General features: G+C 59.3%; 12 protein-coding genes. 8 read left to right on the top strand and 4 right to left on the bottom strand.

The window, feature by feature from the left end:
* The first annotated feature begins 124 nt into the window (after nt 1-124).
* Nucleotides 125-706: a hypothetical protein gene (locus L0U79_RS15825; RefSeq protein ID WP_233843204.1), complete on the top strand. Its 582-nt coding sequence runs from the start codon at nt 125-127 to the stop codon at nt 704-706.
* 20 nt (nt 707-726) lie between these two features.
* Here L0U79_RS15825 and L0U79_RS15820 read toward each other — a convergent pair whose 3' ends face one another.
* Both L0U79_RS15820 and L0U79_RS15815 read right to left on the bottom strand, forming a co-directional pair.
* On the bottom strand, nt 727-2,106 hold the full coding sequence (locus L0U79_RS15820; protein ID WP_233843203.1) for an FAD-containing oxidoreductase: 1,380 nt from the start codon (nt 2,104-2,106) through the stop codon (nt 727-729).
* A 176-nt stretch (nt 2,107-2,282) separates the two neighbouring features.
* Nucleotides 2,283-3,149, bottom strand: a complete 867-nt coding sequence (locus tag L0U79_RS15815; RefSeq protein ID WP_233843202.1) for an NmrA family NAD(P)-binding protein — start codon at nt 3,147-3,149, stop codon at nt 2,283-2,285.
* A gap of 120 nt (nt 3,150-3,269) precedes the next feature.
* Here L0U79_RS15815 and L0U79_RS15810 point away from each other — a divergent pair, with 120 nt between their 5' ends.
* Entirely contained in the window at nt 3,270-4,181 is a 912-nt protein-coding gene (locus L0U79_RS15810; RefSeq protein WP_233843201.1) for a LysR family transcriptional regulator, read from the top strand.
* On the opposite strand, the gene L0U79_RS15805 is transcribed toward L0U79_RS15810, so the two are convergent.
* Complete coding sequence (locus L0U79_RS15805; RefSeq protein ID WP_233843200.1) at nt 4,138-5,076, bottom strand: LysR family transcriptional regulator; 939 nt, start codon at nt 5,074-5,076, stop codon at nt 4,138-4,140. The genes L0U79_RS15810 and L0U79_RS15805 overlap by 44 nt on opposite strands.
* Before the next feature lie 121 nt (nt 5,077-5,197).
* Here L0U79_RS15805 and L0U79_RS15800 point away from each other — a divergent pair, with 121 nt between their 5' ends.
* The 5 genes from L0U79_RS15800 (at nt 5,198) to L0U79_RS15780 (ending at nt 13,105) form a co-directional block, all read left to right on the top strand.
* Complete coding sequence (locus L0U79_RS15800; protein WP_233843199.1) at nt 5,198-5,938, top strand: SDR family oxidoreductase; 741 nt, start codon at nt 5,198-5,200, stop codon at nt 5,936-5,938.
* 64 nt (nt 5,939-6,002) lie between these two features.
* Complete coding sequence (locus tag L0U79_RS15795; RefSeq protein WP_233843198.1) at nt 6,003-6,914, top strand: SDR family oxidoreductase; 912 nt, start codon at nt 6,003-6,005, stop codon at nt 6,912-6,914.
* A 416-nt stretch (nt 6,915-7,330) separates the two neighbouring features.
* The gene (locus L0U79_RS15790; protein WP_233843197.1) at nt 7,331-8,800 is read left to right on the top strand and encodes an efflux transporter outer membrane subunit; all 1,470 of its coding nucleotides are present in this window, start codon (nt 7,331-7,333) and stop codon (nt 8,798-8,800) included.
* Nucleotides 8,790-9,983: an efflux RND transporter periplasmic adaptor subunit gene (locus L0U79_RS15785; protein WP_233843196.1), complete on the top strand. Its 1,194-nt coding sequence runs from the start codon at nt 8,790-8,792 to the stop codon at nt 9,981-9,983. The genes L0U79_RS15790 and L0U79_RS15785 overlap by 11 nt, the downstream gene beginning before the upstream one ends.
* On the top strand, nt 9,980-13,105 hold the full coding sequence (locus L0U79_RS15780; protein WP_233843195.1) for a CusA/CzcA family heavy metal efflux RND transporter: 3,126 nt from the start codon (nt 9,980-9,982) through the stop codon (nt 13,103-13,105). The genes L0U79_RS15785 and L0U79_RS15780 overlap by 4 nt, the downstream gene beginning before the upstream one ends.
* A gap of 125 nt (nt 13,106-13,230) precedes the next feature.
* On the opposite strand, the gene L0U79_RS15775 is transcribed toward L0U79_RS15780, so the two are convergent.
* Nucleotides 13,231-16,482 carry a TonB-dependent receptor gene (locus tag L0U79_RS15775; RefSeq protein WP_233843194.1) on the bottom strand — a complete coding sequence of 1,084 codons (3,252 nt, stop codon included), beginning with the start codon at nt 16,480-16,482 and terminating at the stop codon, nt 13,231-13,233.
* A gap of 312 nt (nt 16,483-16,794) precedes the next feature.
* Here L0U79_RS15775 and L0U79_RS15770 point away from each other — a divergent pair, with 312 nt between their 5' ends.
* The gene (locus L0U79_RS15770; protein ID WP_233843193.1) at nt 16,795-17,808 is read left to right on the top strand and encodes a LacI family DNA-binding transcriptional regulator; all 1,014 of its coding nucleotides are present in this window, start codon (nt 16,795-16,797) and stop codon (nt 17,806-17,808) included.
* The last annotated feature ends 55 nt before the right edge of the window (nt 17,809-17,863 follow it).

Genomic DNA, 17,863 nt, shown 5'->3' with positions numbered 1-17,863 from the left:
AGGAACATGCATTTTCATTTTCTCCGTCTTCGGGTAACGGAATCTCGATACGCGAATAAAGACAAATGGCGCGGACGGGGCATTGGTAAATGCCCGGTTGCGCCAAGTAACTGGAGATAACCCCATGAAAGCTAGTTTAAAAACACGTCCCGCAAGGGGCGTCAAGGCAAGTCGTGTCCTTGTTGCGCTGATGCCATTGATTTTATTTTTGGCAGGATGCAACGGCACGTTGCAAACGCAATCGATTAACCCGAGCGACACCGTTTTTCGGTGGAAGCCACAGATGGACGCGTTGCCGATAGAAGTGCACGGAAGCGTGCAACGGCTTGGATCTGAAGAATTGGCAAAGCAGATTCCAAACGGAACGACGCCGGATCAATACGCGGCAACTGCCAATGCACACGGAAAACTCGCCAACGCTCCGCGCGTCGTTCTTTATGTCGATGCGGAACAGGGTGCGAGCAATGAAACGTATTGCAATGCTTCCCAAGTAGAACCGTCAGCAACGAAAGCGGGTGACGAAAATCGTATTGTTGCGGCGCTTTGCGACGGACCGCGTCTTATCGATTTAACGGTGCGGGACGTTCGTGACGCGAGTATTCAAAACGACGGCATAGCACCGATCGTAAAAGCGATGAAACACCGCCTTGTTTATGGTTTGAGTGTTGGCGACTACGTGGTTCCGGCAGAATACGGTAATGGTTGATGCCATGTATTTGATGCGCTCTAAAGAGGCTCGAGGTCGCCCACAAGGGTGGGTAGCAATTCCGATACGGTGGGATGAATCGGCACGGCCCACTTCAATGTGTCGAAAGGTGCGTCGGCATTCATCAGATCGAGCACGCCATGGATGGCTTCGTCGCCGCTCATTCCTAAAATGGCGGCGCCGAGAATGCGCCGGGTGTCGGCGTCGGCGACGACTTTCATAAAGCCTTGCGTCTCGTCGCTTTCGACCGCGCGTCCAACGCGTGTCATGGGACGTTTGGAGATTAGTAATCGTCTTCCGCTGGCGCGTGCTTGCGTGTCTGTCATGCCGACGCGCCCTAGCGGCGGATCGGTAAACAGCGCATAGCCGAGAATTCGCGATGAAACGCGCCGCTGCGCGCCGTCGAGCAAATTCGCGGCGATGATCTCGTAGTCGTTGTAGGAGGTGTGCGTAAACGCGCCTCGGCCATTGCAATCGCCCATGGCCCAGACGCCCGGTACGTTGGTCGCCAGCGCGTCGTCGACGACGATGTAGCCATGTTCGTCGGTGCGAATGCCGGCGTTTTCCAAGCCAAGATCGTCCGTGTTCGGGCGGCGGCCCACGGCCAACAGCACATGGCTGGCGACGATGTCGCTATCGCCGGAACTGCAGTCGACTTTCACCATGGCGCCTTCCGCATGGCGCGCGAACGCGATGCATTCGGCGTTCGTACGCACGGTAATGCCTTCGGCTTCGAGGATGTTTCGGATGGTTTCGGAAACATCCTCGTCTTCACGCGCTATCAATCGGGACTGACGCTCTACCACCGTGACCTTGCAGCCAAAACGACGAAACATCTGCGCGTATTCGAGGCCGATGTAGCTGCCGCCGATCACGGCAAGATGTCGGGGAAGCGTCGTAAGCTCAAGGATCGACGTATTGGTGAGATAGTCGATCTTGTCCACACCGGGCATATCCTCGGGAATGCGCGCGCGACCGCCGACGTTGATAAAAATGCGCGGCGCTGAAATCGACTCGTCGCCGACACGCAACGTATCGGAGCGCTCGAACCGAGCGTGTCCTCGCAACACGTTCATGTTTTTCATGCCGCCGAGCCAACGCTCTATGTTTCCTCGGGACGTTTCCGACACCTTGTGCGCTCGCGCCATCGCGCGCGGCAAATCGATGCCCACGCCGCCGTTTACCACGACGCCATAATCCGCAGCGCGCCGCACTTGATGTGCGACGCGCGCACTGGCCACCAGCGTCTTGGTGGGCATGCAACCGGTATTGACGCAAGTGCCACCGAACAAGTGACGCTCCACCAACGCCACCTTCATGCCCGCATCGGTCAAACGACCTGCCAAAGAAGGCCCCGCTTGCCCGGCGCCGATGACGATCGCATCGAAAACACGGCTCATGTCGTTCTCCCCGATTGAGATCTTCGTCTGGCTCTATCAAGTAGAACATGCACAGTACACGGATGGCGGATCGCGTCTGTTAAAGCTTTGCTACAGATATCCCTTCAAACGATTTTCTTCATGCGAGTGCGTGGCGTGTCGGAGACCCTGCGATTAGCGATACGAATCGATGTCGTTCAGTCGGTATGCCGCACCAACTCGCGAAGAACATCTTCCAGCGACAAAGCGCCTTTGCGGATATTCGCATCGTCGGATTCGAACCGAATCCAACCTTCGTTAAAGCCATCCAGCATGCGAATGCGATGCATAGGATGTTGCATACCCTGTGATCGGAACATCGGCTCCCACGTGTCACGGGGAATGGCTTCGGCGCGAACGGGGCGCCCTAGGACATTGGAGAATACGGTCGCTGCATCGATGGGCGCGACGCGTGTGCTGGCTTCAAGTTCGACGATGCGGTTTCCGGTCCAGCTTTCTTGCAGCAGTTCCGCAGCGACGCGTCCGACATCCGCCGTCGCAATCATCGGGATGGCGCGCTCGATCGGTTGAAGAAAGCTGGCTATCACGCCATCGCGTTTTGCCGATGCCACATCCCACGCGAAATTCTCCATAAACCAAGCGGGTCGGAGAAACGTAATGGGCACGGAAAGACTCGCGAGCGCTTGCTCCATCAGGGTGCGTTGCGACAGCAGATTGTCGCGTTCGGATTGCGCTCCGATCGTCGACAGACAAACGACTCGTTGGGGCCGCGCCCGATCGAGGGCGAGCCGGATCGATTCAATCGCTCGCTTCGCTTCGGGAAAGCCGTCTTCGGGGTCGAAATCCGGCGGCGGAAGAATAAAGACGCCTTCGGCATCCGCAAACGCGGCGGAGAGCGCGGCGGAATCTTCCATGCTCGCGATGGCGACCTCGCAGCCCAGCGCCGACCACCGGTTTGCTTTGCTTTGATCGCGAAGTACCGCTCTTACCTGTTGATGGTTGTTGAGCAAAGTTTTCGCGACCTCGCTACCGACTTTTCCGGTGACTCCGGTAATGGCGTACATAGTTGGTTTCCTCGACACATGGGGACGTCGCACATCGACGGGTCGAACTATGGTCTCGGCCTATTTGTGCTTCAATGGCATAGATGGCAATTCAATTTTGCAATTTGGGAAATAATGTCCATGACCTCGGATAACCGGCTTCTTTCGGGCGTGTCGATCCTTTTTGCGATCGTCGAGTCGGGCAGCATGACCAGAGCGGCGGAGGCGTTGGGGCTCTCGCCGCCAGCGGTAAGCCGCGCGCTGTCGCGACTCGAACAGCGGGTTGGTGTGCGGTTGCTGGAAAGAACGACGCGCTCGCTATCGCTCACCGATGAAGGTCGGCGTTTCTACGAGCGGGTGGGGCCGCATATGGCGGGTATCGAAGAGGCGGCGATCGAAGCGTCCGGTGCAAGCGATACCGTTCGCGGCAGGTTGCGCGTCAATATCGATCCGTACTTTTCGCGCATCGTCGTTGCGAAACAGATGGCGAGTTTTTTGAATCGGCATCCGGAGTTGTTCGTGGAGCTCATCATGCGCGATGCCGTGGGCGATCTTGTCGCCGATGGCTTCGATCTGGCCGTTCGCTTCGGCGAGCCGCCCGCTGGCTCATTTGTCGCACGCAAATTGATGGAAACGCGCGTGCTGACGGTCGCGTCCCCGCGTTACCTCAAGGCCCATGGCAAACCTGCAAAGCCCAAGGATTTGGAGGGCCGAGATTGCATCGATTTTTACAATCCGGCGAACGGCAGGGCGTACGGATTCGAGCTCAGGCGCAAGAAGGAAATCATTGAATTGCGCATGAAGGGTCGTCTGCTGGTGTCCGATTCCGGCGCGCTCCTCGAAGCATGCGAGGCCGGCGTCGGAATCGCTCAGATCCTTGAAACGGGCTGCGAAGATTTGCTGGCGAAAGGGCGGCTTGTGTCGTTGTTTCCCGAGTGGTCGGACGAGCGTTTTCCGCTTTACGCCATCTACCCGTCGCGGCTTCATCGCGCCGCGAAAGTTCGCGCCTTTATCGATTTTGTGATGAAGACGCTTCAGCCCGCCGGTGCGTGATCTCATCGCGCGAAGCAGCGAGTTCCTGTGTCACCCAATCGATAAAAACGCGTACGCGAGGTGAGAGTTGGCGGCTGTGCGGATACAGCAGCGATACCGGCGTCGGCGAGGGTGGAAAGTCGGCAAGCACCGTCGCCAGCGTGCCTGCGGCCAGATCCGCTTCAACGTGATAGCGAGGCACCTGGATCAGCCCCAGCCCGAGTCTGGCCGCAGCGACGTAGGTTTCAGCGCTGGTAACCGTCACCGTCGAAGGCAGTGTGATGTTTCGCAGCATGCCGTTGACCGTAAATTCGAGCGGCAATGCCATGCCGCTGGCGGACGATTGAAAACCGATACTGATATGTCCGGCGAGATCGTCGATGCTTTGCGGATCGCCATGACGCGCCACATACGCGGGACTGGCGCAGGTCACTTCGTCCAGCAAGGCGACGCGCCGACCGACCATCGCGCTGTCGTGCAGGTCGCCGACACGCAATACGCAATCGACGCCCTCGCGTACGAGATCGACCAGGCGATCGCCTTCGCCAAGATGCAGTTGAAGGTCCGGAAACCGATCGAGAAAGTCGGGCAATGCGGGCAGCAGGAAGTGACGCATCAGCGTGCCATGCACATCGACCCGCAACAGTCCGCGTGGCTTGGCGTCGCTGAACGCGGCCTCGGCATCTTCGACATCGCCGAGAATCGCCATGCATCGGCGGTAATACGCTTCGCCATCCAGCGTGGCTTTGACATGGCGGGTGGTTCGCTGCAGCAACCGCACGCCGAGCCGTTTTTCCAACGCCTTGATGACTTGGGTGGCGGTTGAGCGAGGCCAATCGAGATCCTGCGCGGCAAGCGTGAAGCTCTGCCGCTCGACGATCCGGGTGAACAGGCGCATGACGTCCAGACGGTCCATATATCGGCCTTATTGTTCGCTTATATGGAATTCTGTTGCCATAGTAGCGCAGATTATTTACTCATTTTGAAAGCCTAGAGTTCTTTCCAAGCCGGCACGGGGTCGGCGCCTGGAGAAACTCATGAACACCTCTACTCAGAAAATCGCCCTGGTGACCGGCGCTTCGCGCGGTATCGGCGCCGCGGTCGCACAGCGTTTGGCGCGCGACGGTTTCGTCGTGATCGTCAATTACACGGAAAGCGCCGCACCGGCCGAAGCCTTGGTGCGCGCTATCGAACAGGCGGGCGGCAAGGCGTTGGCGGCCAAGGCCGACGTCAGCGACGCCGCAGACGTGCGTCGACTTTTCGATGCCGCAGAAACCGCGTTCGGCGGCGTCGACGTATTGGTCAACAACGCCGGCATCATGACGCTTGCCAACATCGCCGACACCGACGACGCGTCGTTCGACCGTCAGATCGCCGTCAACCTCAAAGGTACGTTCAACACGCTGCGCGAAGCGGCGACGCGCCTGCGCGCGGGCGGTCGCATCATCAATTTTTCTTCCAGCGTCGTTGGGCTGTTGCAGCCGACCTATGCGGTGTACGCAGCGACCAAAGCCGGCGTCGAAGCGATGACGAGCGTATTCGCGAAGGAATTGCGCGGACGCGGCATCACCGTCAACGCCGTTGCGCCCGGTCCGACCGCGACCGATTTGTTCCTCAAGGGCAAGTCGCAAGAAGTGGTCGATCGCCTTGCGAAACTCGCGCCGCTCGAACGGTTGGGGGAACCCGGCGATATCGCCAACACGGTTGCGTTCCTGGCCGGCCCGGATGGCGCGTGGATCAACGGCCAAGTGTTGCGCGCTAACGGCGGAATCATCTGACGCGCGCAAGACGTACGAATCGTCGAACGACTTCTTTCAACTTTCCATGCAAGGAAATCCCATCATGAAACAAGTAATCGTCATCACCGGCGCGTCCAGCGGTTTCGGCGCGCTCGCAGCAAGAGCGCTTGCCCACGCCGGCCACACCGTTTACGCGAGCATGCGCGAAACCACGGGACGCAACGCGCCGCAAGTCGCTGCGGTAAAGCAGTATGCCGCCGAGCACGGCGTCGATCTGCGCGCCGTCGAATTGGATGTGGCTTCGGAGGCGTCGTGCGAATCGGGCATCCAGGCGATCCTCGCCGCGCACGGGCGTCTCGATGTGGTCATTCACAATGCGGGCCATATGTCGTTCGGCCCTGCGGAGGCATTTACGCCGGAGCAATTCGCGCAGCTTTACGACATCAACGTGCTGAGCACACAGCGTGTTAATCGCGCGGCGCTACCGCAGTTGCGCAAGCAGGGGCGTGGCCTCGTGATCTGGGTTTCCAGCAGCAGTGCGCGTGGCGGCACACCACCGTACCTTTCGCCTTATTTCGCCGCGAAGGCCGCGATGGATTCGCTCGCCGTGAGCTATGCCAGCGAGCTCACGCGGTGGGGCATCGAGACGTCGATTATCGTGCCGGGCGCGTTTACCAAAGGCACCAATCATTTCGCGCATTCGGGTTCGCCCGCCGATAAAGCCCGCGCTGCCGAATACGATCACGGTCCTTATGCCGGTCTTCCGGAGCAAAGTCTCAAAGGTCTGGCCTCGCTCGAGCCGGCCGACGCAGATGTCGGCGCTGTGGCGGACGCCATCGTGCGCATAGTGGATACGCCTTTCGGCAAGCGTCCGTTCCGTACGCATATCGATCCATCGCAGGACGGTTGCGAGATCGTCAACGGTGTCGCGGATCGTGTTCGCACGGAATTGTTTCGCCGCATCGGCTTGGACGACTTGCTTTCTCCACGCGATATCGCGCATTCGGCGCAATGACATCGATGTGATTCGCGGCAGCATGGGGCAGCGCGATGCGCTCCGCCTCATGCTTTCCGCATGTTGTGCGAATCTGCGACACGATGACGCTGCTGCGATTCGCGCGGCGATGCGGCGTTCAACGGCGCGCGAAATATGGCAGAGTGATGCGGCGCACGCGTCGGAATGTCTCTGGCGGGAGCGCAAAAGCTTGCGGCAAACCGTCGTGCGGGGGTAGGGGTTGTTGCCGAGCTAGGTAGATCGATAGTCATTGCCCGCATCCGCGGCCGGGGCACTATCATCGAATGCGAGGCAGGGTGGCGATTCTCGTCGGCCCACAACGACTGGATGCTTTTGACAATGGGCGGCTTACGTATTGACGGCGGCAGGCGATGATCGCCCGACGCGCCAGGGACTCTGTTTTTGCCGCGCGATCCGTGCGGGTTTGCTTCGCGCTCGCAACGTTGTCGATCGCCAGTTGCGCGGTCGGTCCCGATTTTAAGAAGCCCGCGGCGCCGGCCGTCTCCGGCTATACGGCTGCGCCGCTCAACACCACCCAAGCCACGCCCGGCGTTGTCGGCGGCGAGGCGCAGCGCTTTATGGTGGGCAGCGATGTAAGCAGCGACTGGTGGACGTTGTTTCATTCCCCGGCGTTGAACGCCTTGATCGACGAGTCGCTTAAGAACAATGCCGATCTCAAGGCCGCGCAGGCGGCATTGTCGGTCGCACATGAGAACGTGCTGGCGCAGCGCGGCGCCTATTATCCGAACGTCTCCGCCAACTTCTCCGCTACACGACAAAGTCAGGCCGGAACGCTCGCGCCGACGCCGAACAACAACAGCTTTCTGTATAACCTGTTTACGCCGCAGCTTAGCGTGTCGTATGTGCCCGATGTGTTCGGGTTGAATCGACGGACGATGGAATCGCTCAAGGCGCAGGAAGATGCCGTGCGCTACCAGATGATCGCCACGCACATCACGCTCAGCACCAACGTGGTGGTCGCGGCGGTGCAGGAAGGTTCGTTGCAGGCGCAAGTGGATGCGACGCGCGAGCTGATCGACATCAACACGAACATGGTGACGATTCTGCAGCGCCAGACCGACAAAGGTTACGCAAGCGGCCTCGATCTTGCGGCGCAGAAATCGCAGTTGGCGCAAACTGTCGCAACGTTGCCGCCGCTACTGAAGCAGCTTGCGCAACAGCGCGATGCGCTTGCGGTACTGGTGGGGCGCTTTCCGAGCGATGCGCCAGGCGACACCTTCGATTTGGCGCAGTTGCAGTTGCCTCAAGATCTGCCCGTCAGTTTGCCGTCGGCATTGGTCGAGCAACGACCGGACGTGCTTCAAGCGCAGGCGAATATGCACGCGGCGAGCGCGCAAATCGGTGTCGCGACCGCCAATCGTTTTCCGAATATCACGTTGAGCGCGAACGCCGGCAGCACGGCATTGGCGATGGATCAGCTGTTCCATTCCGGTACCGGTTTCTGGGGTATCGGCGCCGACATTACCGCGCCCATCTTTCAGGGCGGCACGTTGTTGCATCAGGAGCGCGCCGCGAAAGCGGCCTATGTGGAAGCGGCCCAGCAATATCGCAGCACCGTGCTCACGGCGTTTCAGAGCGTGGCCGATACGTTGACTGCGCTTGATCAGGACGCTGCGGCGTTGAAGGCCGCCGCGTCAGCGAACGAGGCGGCCAAAGTGACGCTCGATCTTTCCCAGCGGCAATGGAAAGGCGGTTACGCCAGCTATTTGTCGCTGCTGAGTGCGGAGCAGGCGTATCAGCAGGCGCGGATCAATCTGATCGTGGCGCAGGCCAATCGATTTGCGGATACCGCCGCGCTCTTTCAGGCGTTGGGTGGCGGCTGGTGGCATCGTTCGGAATTGAATCGGGATCATGATGAACATTAATTCCCTAACCGGCTTGATAGGTGCGCCGCGTCGCTCGCTCGCGTCTAGCCGATTTGCGACGGCCATCCTTGCGGCGCTTATCTGCACGCTTTGCGCCGGTTGCTCATCCAGCAACGAAGGCAATACGCAAGCCGCATCGACGACACCGGTCAACGTGACGTTGACGGATGCGCAGCGGCAGCACATCACGCTGTACCCGGTCGCGGTCGAGCCATTCCATCGCACCATCGATACGACAGGTGTGGTGGATTTCGATAACGATCAATCCACCAGCGTGCTGGCGCCGATCTCCGGTCCGGTTTCGCGTCTGGTGGTCTCTCCGGGCGACAAGGTGAAGAAAGGCGATCCGCTCGCTTACGTCGACTCCCCCGATTTCGCCACGGCCGTAAGCACCTATCGCAAGGCGCTGGTCACCGCGCACACCGCGCGCCGACTCGCCGATCTCGATAAGGACTTGCTGCAACACCAGGGCGTGGCGCAGAAGGAGGCCGATCAGGCCGAAACCGATGCCGCCAGTGCGGAAGCCGACGCTTATGCCGCACAGCAAACCTTGGTCTCGCTCAACGTCGATCCGCAAACCATCAAGGATATCGAGCAGGGGCGGCCGATCGCGCGTATTCAGGGTGTGATTCGTTCGCCCATCGCCGGCACCGTCGTCGAGAAACTGATCTCTCCAGGGCAACTGCTGCAAGCGGGAACCACCGCGTGCTTTACCGTGGCCGACCTGTCGCGCGTGTGGGTGATGGCGCAGGTGTCGGATTCCGATCTCGCGAACGTGCACGTCGGCGACAGCGTAGATGTCATAACCAGCACCGATGCCAAACCGATTCGAGGCAAGGTCGACAACGTCGCCCAGCTGGTGAATTCGGATACGCGCTTGGTTGCGGCCCGCGTGGTCGTCGATAACGCGCAGGGTCTTTTGCGCAAACAGATGTATGTGAGCGTGCGCATTCAATCGCGGCAAACCGAGAGCGGCATGCTGGTGCCGGTGTCGTCGATGCTGCGCGACGACGAGAACCTGCCGTTCGTCTATGTCGCGCAGGCCGATGGCAGTTTCGCGCGTCGTAGCGTGACGCAGGGTTATCGTGTGGGCGATAAGTTCCAGATTCCGAGCGGCTTGCGCGCAGGCGATAAGGTCGTCGTCGACGGTGGCATCTTCGTGCAATTCATGCAAAACCAATGAGCGCAAAATTGCCCCCCAACGAGACGCCGTCGCGCACCGCGTCGTTGATGAATCGCATCGTCAGCGCATCATTGGGACAATCGTTCCTGGTGATCTTGCTGACTTTGATGTTGACCGGATCGGGTTTGCATTCGCTGCAGCGTTTGCCTGTGGACGCGTATCCGGATCTGTCGCCGCCCGTGGTCGAGATCATTACGCAATGGCCCGGTCACGCCGCGGAAGAAATAGAGCGACTGATCACGGTGCCGGTTGAGCTGGGGATGAACGGCATCCCGAAAACGGCGATCACGCGGTCGATTTCGCTGTATGGCTTGTCCGACGTCATCATCACCTATGACAACGGCACAGACGGCTACTTCGCACGGCAGGAAGTATTCAATCGCTTGGGCGACATCACGTTGCCGAGCGGCGTGACGCCATCGGTATCGCCGATGTCGGCGCCATCGGGCCTGATCTATCGGTACGTGCTGCAAAGCACAGATCGCTCGCCGATGGATCTGAAGACGTTGGAAGACTGGACGATCGAGCCGCAATACAAATCCGTGCGCGGCGTGGCCGACGATTCGGGTTTCGGCGGCGGCACCATGCAATATCAGGTGCTGCTGGATCAGGCGAAACTCGCCTCCGTCGGGTTGTCCGCGCCGCAAGTCGAAGCGTCGTTGACCGCTAACAACGCGAACGCCGGCGGCGGCTTTTATTCGCAAGGCGGCCAGTTCTACTACGTGCGCGGCATGGGCCGCATGCAGACGCTGGAGGATATCGGCAACGTAGTAGTCGCCGTGCACGACGGCACGCCGGTGCTGGTTAAAGACGTCGGCCGCGTGGTGATTGGCATCGCGCCGCGCCTGGGCGAGTTCGGTTATGAGAAACAGGACGATGCCGTCGAAGGCGTCATCCTGCTGCGCACCGGCGAGAAGACGCAGGATGTGCTCAAGCGCGTCGAAGCGAAGACCAAAGAACTCAACGATCAGATCCTGCCGAAAGACGTCAAAGTGGTGCCGTTTTACGATCGCTCCGATCTGATCGCGCTGACCACCACGACCGTTAAAGACAATTTATTGCGCGGCATGTTGCTGGTCGTGGTGGTGCTGATTTTCTTTCTTTACGATATTCGTGCCGGTCTGATTGTCGCAGTGACCATTCCGCTGGCGCTGCTGTTTGCGTTTATTTGCCTGGACGTGCAGAAGGCGTCGGCGAATCTGTTGTCGATCGGCGCCATCGATTTCGGCATCCTGGTCGACGGCGCGGTGGTGATGGTGGAAAACATCTTCCGCCAGATCGCCGAGCGCAAAGGTGCTCCACTGGACGTCAAGGCGATTATTCGCGAGGCGGCGGCCGAAGTGGATCGTCCGTTGTTCTATGCGGTGGCGGTGATCGTCGTCAGTTTTCTGCCGATCTATGTGCTGTCGGGCGCGTCTGGCACGCTGTTCAAGCCGATGGCGGATACGATGATTTTCGCGCTCGTCGGTTCGCTGATCGTGACGCTGACCTTGTTGCCGGTGTTGTGCGCGTGGTTTATGCGCAGGGGTGTGGTCGAGCGGCGCAATCGGATTTTCGAGTCGATCAAATCGGTTTACGCAAAGGGCCTCGATGCCTGTCTGCGGCGTCCGTGGACGACCACGGTTGCGTCGACAATCTTGCTTGTGTTGTCGTTGCTGTTGATTCCGCGGATTGGCGCAGAGTTTATGCCGCATCTTGACGAGGGGGCGCTGTGGGTACGAGCGACGATGCCGTATACGATCTCGTTCGATGAGTCGGCCAAGATCACGCCAAAGATTCGTGACATTCTGCGTTCGTTTCCCGAGGTAACAACGGTTGCCTCGGAATTGGGTCGACCCGACGACGGCACGGATTCCACCGGTTTCTTCAATGTCGAGTTCTACGTCGGCCTGAAGCCGTATTCCCAATGGAAGGGCAGCTATCGCACCAAGGCTGCGCTTACGGAAGCGATCAATCAGAAGCTGCAGGCTTTTCCCGGCATCATGTTCAACTACACGCAGCCGGCCGAGGATGCGGTGGACGAGGCGGAAACCGGGCTGAAGAGCGCGCTCGCAGTAAAGATATTCGGTTCGGACCTCAACACCCTGCAAGAAAAAGGCAAGGCGATCCGAAAGGTGTTACAACAAGTGCGAGGCATCACCGACGTCACGCTGGTGCAGGAACTTGGCCAGCCCAGCCTGACGATCAAGATCAACCGCGACGCTATTGCGCGTTACGGTGTCAACGTCGCCGACATCAATGCGCTGATCCAGACGGCGATCGGCGGCGACGTCGCGACGCAAGTGGTGCAGCAAGAAAAGCAATTCGATCTGGTCGTTCGACTCGACCAGCGATATCGGGATAATCCCGAGGAAATCGGCAACATCCTCGTCGCGACGCCTGGGGGTCAACAAATTCCGCTGAAAGAATTCGCCGAGATCAAAGTCACCAACGGCGCGTCGTTTATCTATCGCGAAAACAATTCGCGCTATATCGGCGTGCAGTTTTCGGTGGAAGGTCGCGATCTTGCCGGCGCTGTTGGCGACGCTATCGCCCAGGTCGATAAAAAGGTTCCCTTGCCGCAGGGTTATCGCCTCGACTGGGGCGGCGAGTACACCGAATATACGGCGTCGCGCGCGCAGTTGAATGTCATCGTGCCGCTCACGCTGGGACTGATTTTCCTGCTGCTATTTACGCTTTACAGCAACTTCAAATTCCCGTTCATTACCGTGCTCGGCGTGCTGCTGTCGGCGCCGGTCGGAGGGATTATTGCGTTGTGGCTGACCAACACGCCGTTCTCGGTATCGTCCGGCATCGGTTTTCTTGCACTGTTCGGCGTTTCTGTGCAAACCGCCGTCGTCTACATTTCCTACGTCAATGAACTTCGTCGCGCAGGTGTCGACGTCGCGGATGCCATTCGTCAGGGCGCGATTCTGCGTCTGCGTCCGATCATGATGACGGCGCTTGTCGCCGCACTCGGTCTGCTCCCCGCCGCGCTCGCCACCGGCGTGGGCACTGACACGCAACGACCATTTGCGCTCGTCATCGTCAGTGGTTTGTTTACGCGTCTGTTGATCAGCATTTTTCTGATGCCCGCGTTGTATGCCTTGGTCGCGAGAACGGGGGATCGGCTGGAAGTTTGATTCGCGTCCCAACGCGCCAAGAAAAAGCCGCCACTCAGGCGTTCGCGTGAGTGACGGCAGCAGGGAAAAAATTGTTTCATTCCGCACGGTGCTTATACGCCGCGCGGAAGTTCGGACACTCCTCGTCAGAAGTCCGCGCGCACGCTGAGGTTGTAACGCGTGTCGTTGCGGAAGAAGCCCTTGGGCACGCTCAATCCATCGGTATTGACGATTTCCCGCGTCCTGAAGGTCGAATTCAGGATATTGGCGGCCTGCAGGGACAGCTTTATGTGACTGGTGAGCGCATAGATCACCGACGCATCCAATTGGCCTTGCGACGACGCCATGACGGGCAGGAACGGATAATCCGCTTCATAGCCTGTGATCAGGTACTTCGAACGCCAGTTGTACGCAAGGCGCGCGGAGAGCGGGCCTTTCTCGTAGTACATGGTGAAGTTGTAGGTATTGCGCGACAGTTCGTACGGCGGCAGCGTGAGCTGATTGACGCACTGCGTCGCGGGCGCGTAGCCGCTGGGGCAGAAGTTGGTCGAACCGTAACTCAGATTGCGCGGTTTGATGTACGTGTAGTTCATCTGCGTACCGAGGCCGGACAACCAGCCAGGCAGAAAATCGTATTTCTGCTGATACGCCAGTTCCGCGCCGCGCACGCTGCCGCCTTTGTTCAAGTTGGCTAGGCCGATGGTGTATTGCTCTGGGTAGGTCACGCCATTGTTCGTGACCGAGGTATCGACCACGCTGGTGATGGTCTGGATGGTGTTGTTCAACTGTTTGTAGAACAGCGTTGCGGATACCGAGCCGGCGTTGCCGAAATACCACTCTTGCGTAATGTCGAAGTTGTGCGACGAAATGGGCACGAGGTACGGGTTGCTGCCGCTATAGCCATTGCCTACCGTCGGCACTGTGCTGCCGTTGGTGCCATAAGGAAGCAATCCGCTAATGGACTGACCCGCTTGCAGCTGGTTGAGCGTTGGTCGATACACCGCTTTGGAAAACGCGAATCGTGTGATCAGCGTGTCGGTCCAGCCAATCGACAGATTGAAGCTGGGGAGCCAGTCGGCGTAGGAGTTCCGCGCCGTGATCGGCGTGTATTGGCCATTGGCGAAGCTCATGTACTGCTGTTGCTGCGCCGGCGTCAGCGCGCAGAATGTGCCGGGTGAGGGCGTGGCGCCGCCGTTGGTCTGGTTCAAGCAATACTGCGCGATGCTTACGCCGTTGAGAATCGCCGCCTGGTTCGGAAGGATCAGATAACCTTCGGCGTCATCCTGGGTGTGCACATAGCGCATGCCCACGTTGCCACTAATTTGCAGGCCGCTGAGAAACTCCGTGTTGTCGTTGCCGAAGTTCAGGCGTACGTAGCTGGCGTTCGTCTTCTCTTGGTTGGAGGCGACTTCCTGCGGCAAGTAAAACGTGCCCGGAACGAATACATCGCCGGAAACGTACTGTGGGCGCTGGTACAGCGTGTAGTACTGACCCACGCTGCCAGGCGGGTTCATGTTCTTAGCCTGCTGGTTGATTTGCTCGATGATGGCCGCCGCCTGATGGAATTGCGTCAGCGGATTGAGCGTGAAATACGGTGCGACGATGCCAGGGAAATTGCTACCGCTAAACCCTTGCAAGTTGAGGTTGTACAGCCCCGTGACACCGGGCGTATTGGCAACGGTGACGGCGTTCTGGCCGTAAGGAAAGCTGATGCTTTCGTAGTTGTAGGCCGAGTTCTGCACCGTTTCGCGCTGATCGGAGTGACGAACGCCGAACTCCACGTTGTCCAGGAAGCCCGAATCGATATCGAACGTGCCGTCCAAACGGAACGTGCGCTGATTGCCCCAGGAATTGGCGAAGTGATCTTGCGCCGCCGCCCAATAGGTGTTGTTGGGATTGGCGTAATACTGCGCCGTCGTTTCGTTCGGATCCGGCGAAAGCAACGCAACGCTCGGTACGTTGTCGCCATGTTGGGTGATCGCCCAGTTGGCCTGCGTCAACTGACGGATGTAGTAGTAGAAGTTGTTGAACGTGGATTTCGTGTCTTGCACGTCCGCACTTAGATGGAGGCGGTCGTTGACGTTCCACTTCAGATTGAAGCTGTAATCGTTGGTGACGTAGCGATTCCGATACGCGGTGCTGTCCAGCTGCGTCGGCACGCCGCCGTAAGTGATAGGCAGAAAGCTCGACGAACCCGGAGCGCCGCCGATCACACCCGACTGAAAGACGCCATTGGAATCGTAGACGGGTGTTGTGCCCGCCACCGGAACGGCACAACCAGCGAGCGATTGTCCGAACGCGCAGCCGTCGGTCGATGCTTGCAGCGTGTGCTCGTACGTGGTTTCCGTATCCGAGGCACGATCCCATTCCAAGGTCGCTTGCCAAGCCTTGTCGGGACTTTCCCATTGCGTGGAAAGCACGTGACCGAAGCGCGTGCTGGTTTCGTCTTGAACGCGCAAGTCGCCACCAACGGGCACATAAGCGTATTGGCCCGGCGCAAGACCGGGATAGCTGTCGGTTCTGCCGTTTGGCAGCGAGCAGCCATCGCAGCGTCGCTGAAAATCGACCAGCGAGATGGCGTTGTCCTGCTGATCGATGCGGTCGTAGGCGATGTTGAACAACACGCCGAAACGACCGATGTCGGTGTTCCAGTTATGACTGAACAAGCCGGCGATTTGCGGCGTGCCCTTTTTATCCAGATTGCCCCAGTACGTACCCAGCGTGATGGACGCTTGCGTATCCTTTTTGCTGTCGAACGGCTTGCGCGTATTCAGATCGATCGTGCCGGCGATGCCGCCTTCGATCATGTCCGCCGTCTGGTTCTTGCTCACCACCACCGAACCGATCAATTCTGGCGACACGGTAAAGAAGTTCAAGCCTTGCCCGCCGCCTGCGGAGAACACTTCGCGACCATTGAATAGCGTGCTGGTATAAGGCAGACCTTGCAGGCTGATATCCGAACCTTGGATGGAGAAGTGATCCGGGTCGGCAGCGACGCCGAACGCGCTGACCGCCACGCCGGGCACGCGCTTCAACGCTTCGGTGACCGAGGTATCGGGCAGGGAGCCGGCGTCTTGCGCTGAAATCGCATCGACCACCGTATCGGCGTAGCGCTTGATTTCCTGCGCGCTGTTCAAGCTGCTGGAGAAACCGCTGACGGTCAGGCCGGATAGCAGCTTCGCCTCTTTTTCGTCGGCCGTGGTGGACGCGTCTTTTTTCTTGTTCGTTTTTGCATCCTGCGTCGCGGCGGGCGTGGCTTGATCGTTCGACTGCGGCGCCGGCTGCGTGGTTTGCGCATGCAGTTGTGTTGCAGCGAACAACGTCATCGCAATGGCGATGGACAACCGGTACGGCTGGCTGACGCTGCGCGCATGCGAACGGATGGACTGCTTCTTCATTCCGGAACCTCCCAATGTCCAGTGAATACCCGCCGACGCGTGCCTCAAACGCTCCCCAGGCGCGGACGGCGAGGTTGCTGCAAAACGCATTGCGGCGACTCCGTGAAGGCGCCTCCCTTGCTTCCCCTTGCAATGCACAACGCAGCACGCGGGCTTTTGCCCGCCAAGCACGCTAGTCAAATGTACCAGCGCTGTCAACAGAAAATACCAGCGCTGGTACTTTGATGTGAAAAGAATGAGAAATGGATGGTTGAGGGCCTTATGCTTGGGTTAGCATGGGTTATTGCGGGTTACACACAGACAGGGCGCTACATGCCGGCAAGAATCGAAGACGTTGCGGCGCACGCCGGTGTGTCCACCAAGACGGTGTCCCGCGTCCTTAACGGCAATCCGAGCGTGCGCGCTACGTTGCGCACACGAATCGAAGCGTCGATCCGCGCGCTCAATTACGTACCCAATCCGGCGGCGCGCGGCTTGGCGGGGAATCGCTCGTATCTGGTCGCGCTGCTGTACGACAACCCGACCGCCAGCTCCAGCTACATCATGGAATTGATTGTCGGCATGCTGCAGGCGTGCACCGGCACGGCGTACAACGCGGTGCTGCATCCTTTCGAAGCGGGGGATGACTTGACCGCGAGGGTCGACGGATTCGTGGCGACGCATCGTCCGGACGCAGTCGTATTGGTTCCGCCGCATGCGAACAACACGCGGCTTTTGCAGCGCCTCGATGAGCTCGACATTCGCTACGTGACGATCTCTTCGAAGTTGAATCAGTCGCGCCTCGATATCGGTTTCGACGAGCGCAAGGCCGCCTCGGATATCGTCGAGCATTTGATTTCGCTCGGACATCGACGCATCGCCCATGTCGCCGGATTGAAGGGGCATGGCGCACGCACCTGGCGACTCGGCGGCTATCGCGATGCGTTGCGCAAAGCCGGTATTGCCTTCGACGAATCGTTGGTGGTGGAAGGCGACTTCACGTTCGCATCGGGATTGGCTGGCGGTAAAGCGCTGCTCAGCCGGCGGCGCCCACCCACGGCGATCTTCGCGGCAAACGACGATATGGCGTGCGGCGTGATACGCGAGGCTTGCGAACGCGGGCTGGCCATTCCGGCGGACTTGTCGGTCTGCGGTTTTGACGACACGCCGGTATCGCAATTGATTTCACCGGCGCTGACGACGGTGCGCCAACCCTGCCGCGAAATTGCTTGCATGGCGGTCGAAAGCGTCTTGCAGTCGATCCGCGACCCGGCCATGCACCTCAAAGCGCGAGTCCCTTACCAAATACAGCTACGCGCCTCCACGACAGGTCCCGAAAAGCCGTAGGATCTGCTCTTCGCCGTTGTCGGGCTCGCAATGAGCCTGACTTGCGGTTTCAGGG

It is taken from the genome of Dyella sp. 2HG41-7, from assembly GCF_021390675.1.
GTDB lineage: Bacteria > Pseudomonadota > Gammaproteobacteria > Xanthomonadales > Rhodanobacteraceae > Dyella_B.
The sequence above is the reverse complement of the archived record's forward strand: the minus strand, read 5'-3'. Positions and strand labels throughout refer to the sequence as shown.

What these genes read in the sequence shown, in the direction of transcription:
- L0U79_RS15825 (WP_233843204.1), top strand. Translation starts at nt 125, where the DNA reads ATGAAAGCTAGTTTAAAAACACGTCCCGCAAGGGGCGTCAAGGCAAGT.
- L0U79_RS15820 (WP_233843203.1), bottom strand. Translation starts at nt 2,106, where the DNA reads ATGAGCCGTGTTTTCGATGCGATCGTCATCGGCGCCGGGCAAGCGGGG.
- L0U79_RS15815 (WP_233843202.1), bottom strand. Translation starts at nt 3,149, where the DNA reads ATGTACGCCATTACCGGAGTCACCGGAAAAGTCGGTAGCGAGGTCGCG.
- L0U79_RS15810 (WP_233843201.1), top strand. Translation starts at nt 3,270, where the DNA reads ATGACCTCGGATAACCGGCTTCTTTCGGGCGTGTCGATCCTTTTTGCG.
- L0U79_RS15805 (WP_233843200.1), bottom strand. Translation starts at nt 5,076, where the DNA reads ATGGACCGTCTGGACGTCATGCGCCTGTTCACCCGGATCGTCGAGCGG.
- L0U79_RS15800 (WP_233843199.1), top strand. Translation starts at nt 5,198, where the DNA reads ATGAACACCTCTACTCAGAAAATCGCCCTGGTGACCGGCGCTTCGCGC.
- L0U79_RS15795 (WP_233843198.1), top strand. Translation starts at nt 6,003, where the DNA reads ATGAAACAAGTAATCGTCATCACCGGCGCGTCCAGCGGTTTCGGCGCG.
- L0U79_RS15785 (WP_233843196.1), top strand. Translation starts at nt 8,790, where the DNA reads ATGAACATTAATTCCCTAACCGGCTTGATAGGTGCGCCGCGTCGCTCG.
- L0U79_RS15780 (WP_233843195.1), top strand. Translation starts at nt 9,980, where the DNA reads ATGAGCGCAAAATTGCCCCCCAACGAGACGCCGTCGCGCACCGCGTCG.
- L0U79_RS15775 (WP_233843194.1), bottom strand. Translation starts at nt 16,482, where the DNA reads ATGAAGAAGCAGTCCATCCGTTCGCATGCGCGCAGCGTCAGCCAGCCG.
- L0U79_RS15770 (WP_233843193.1), top strand. Translation starts at nt 16,795, where the DNA reads ATGCCGGCAAGAATCGAAGACGTTGCGGCGCACGCCGGTGTGTCCACC.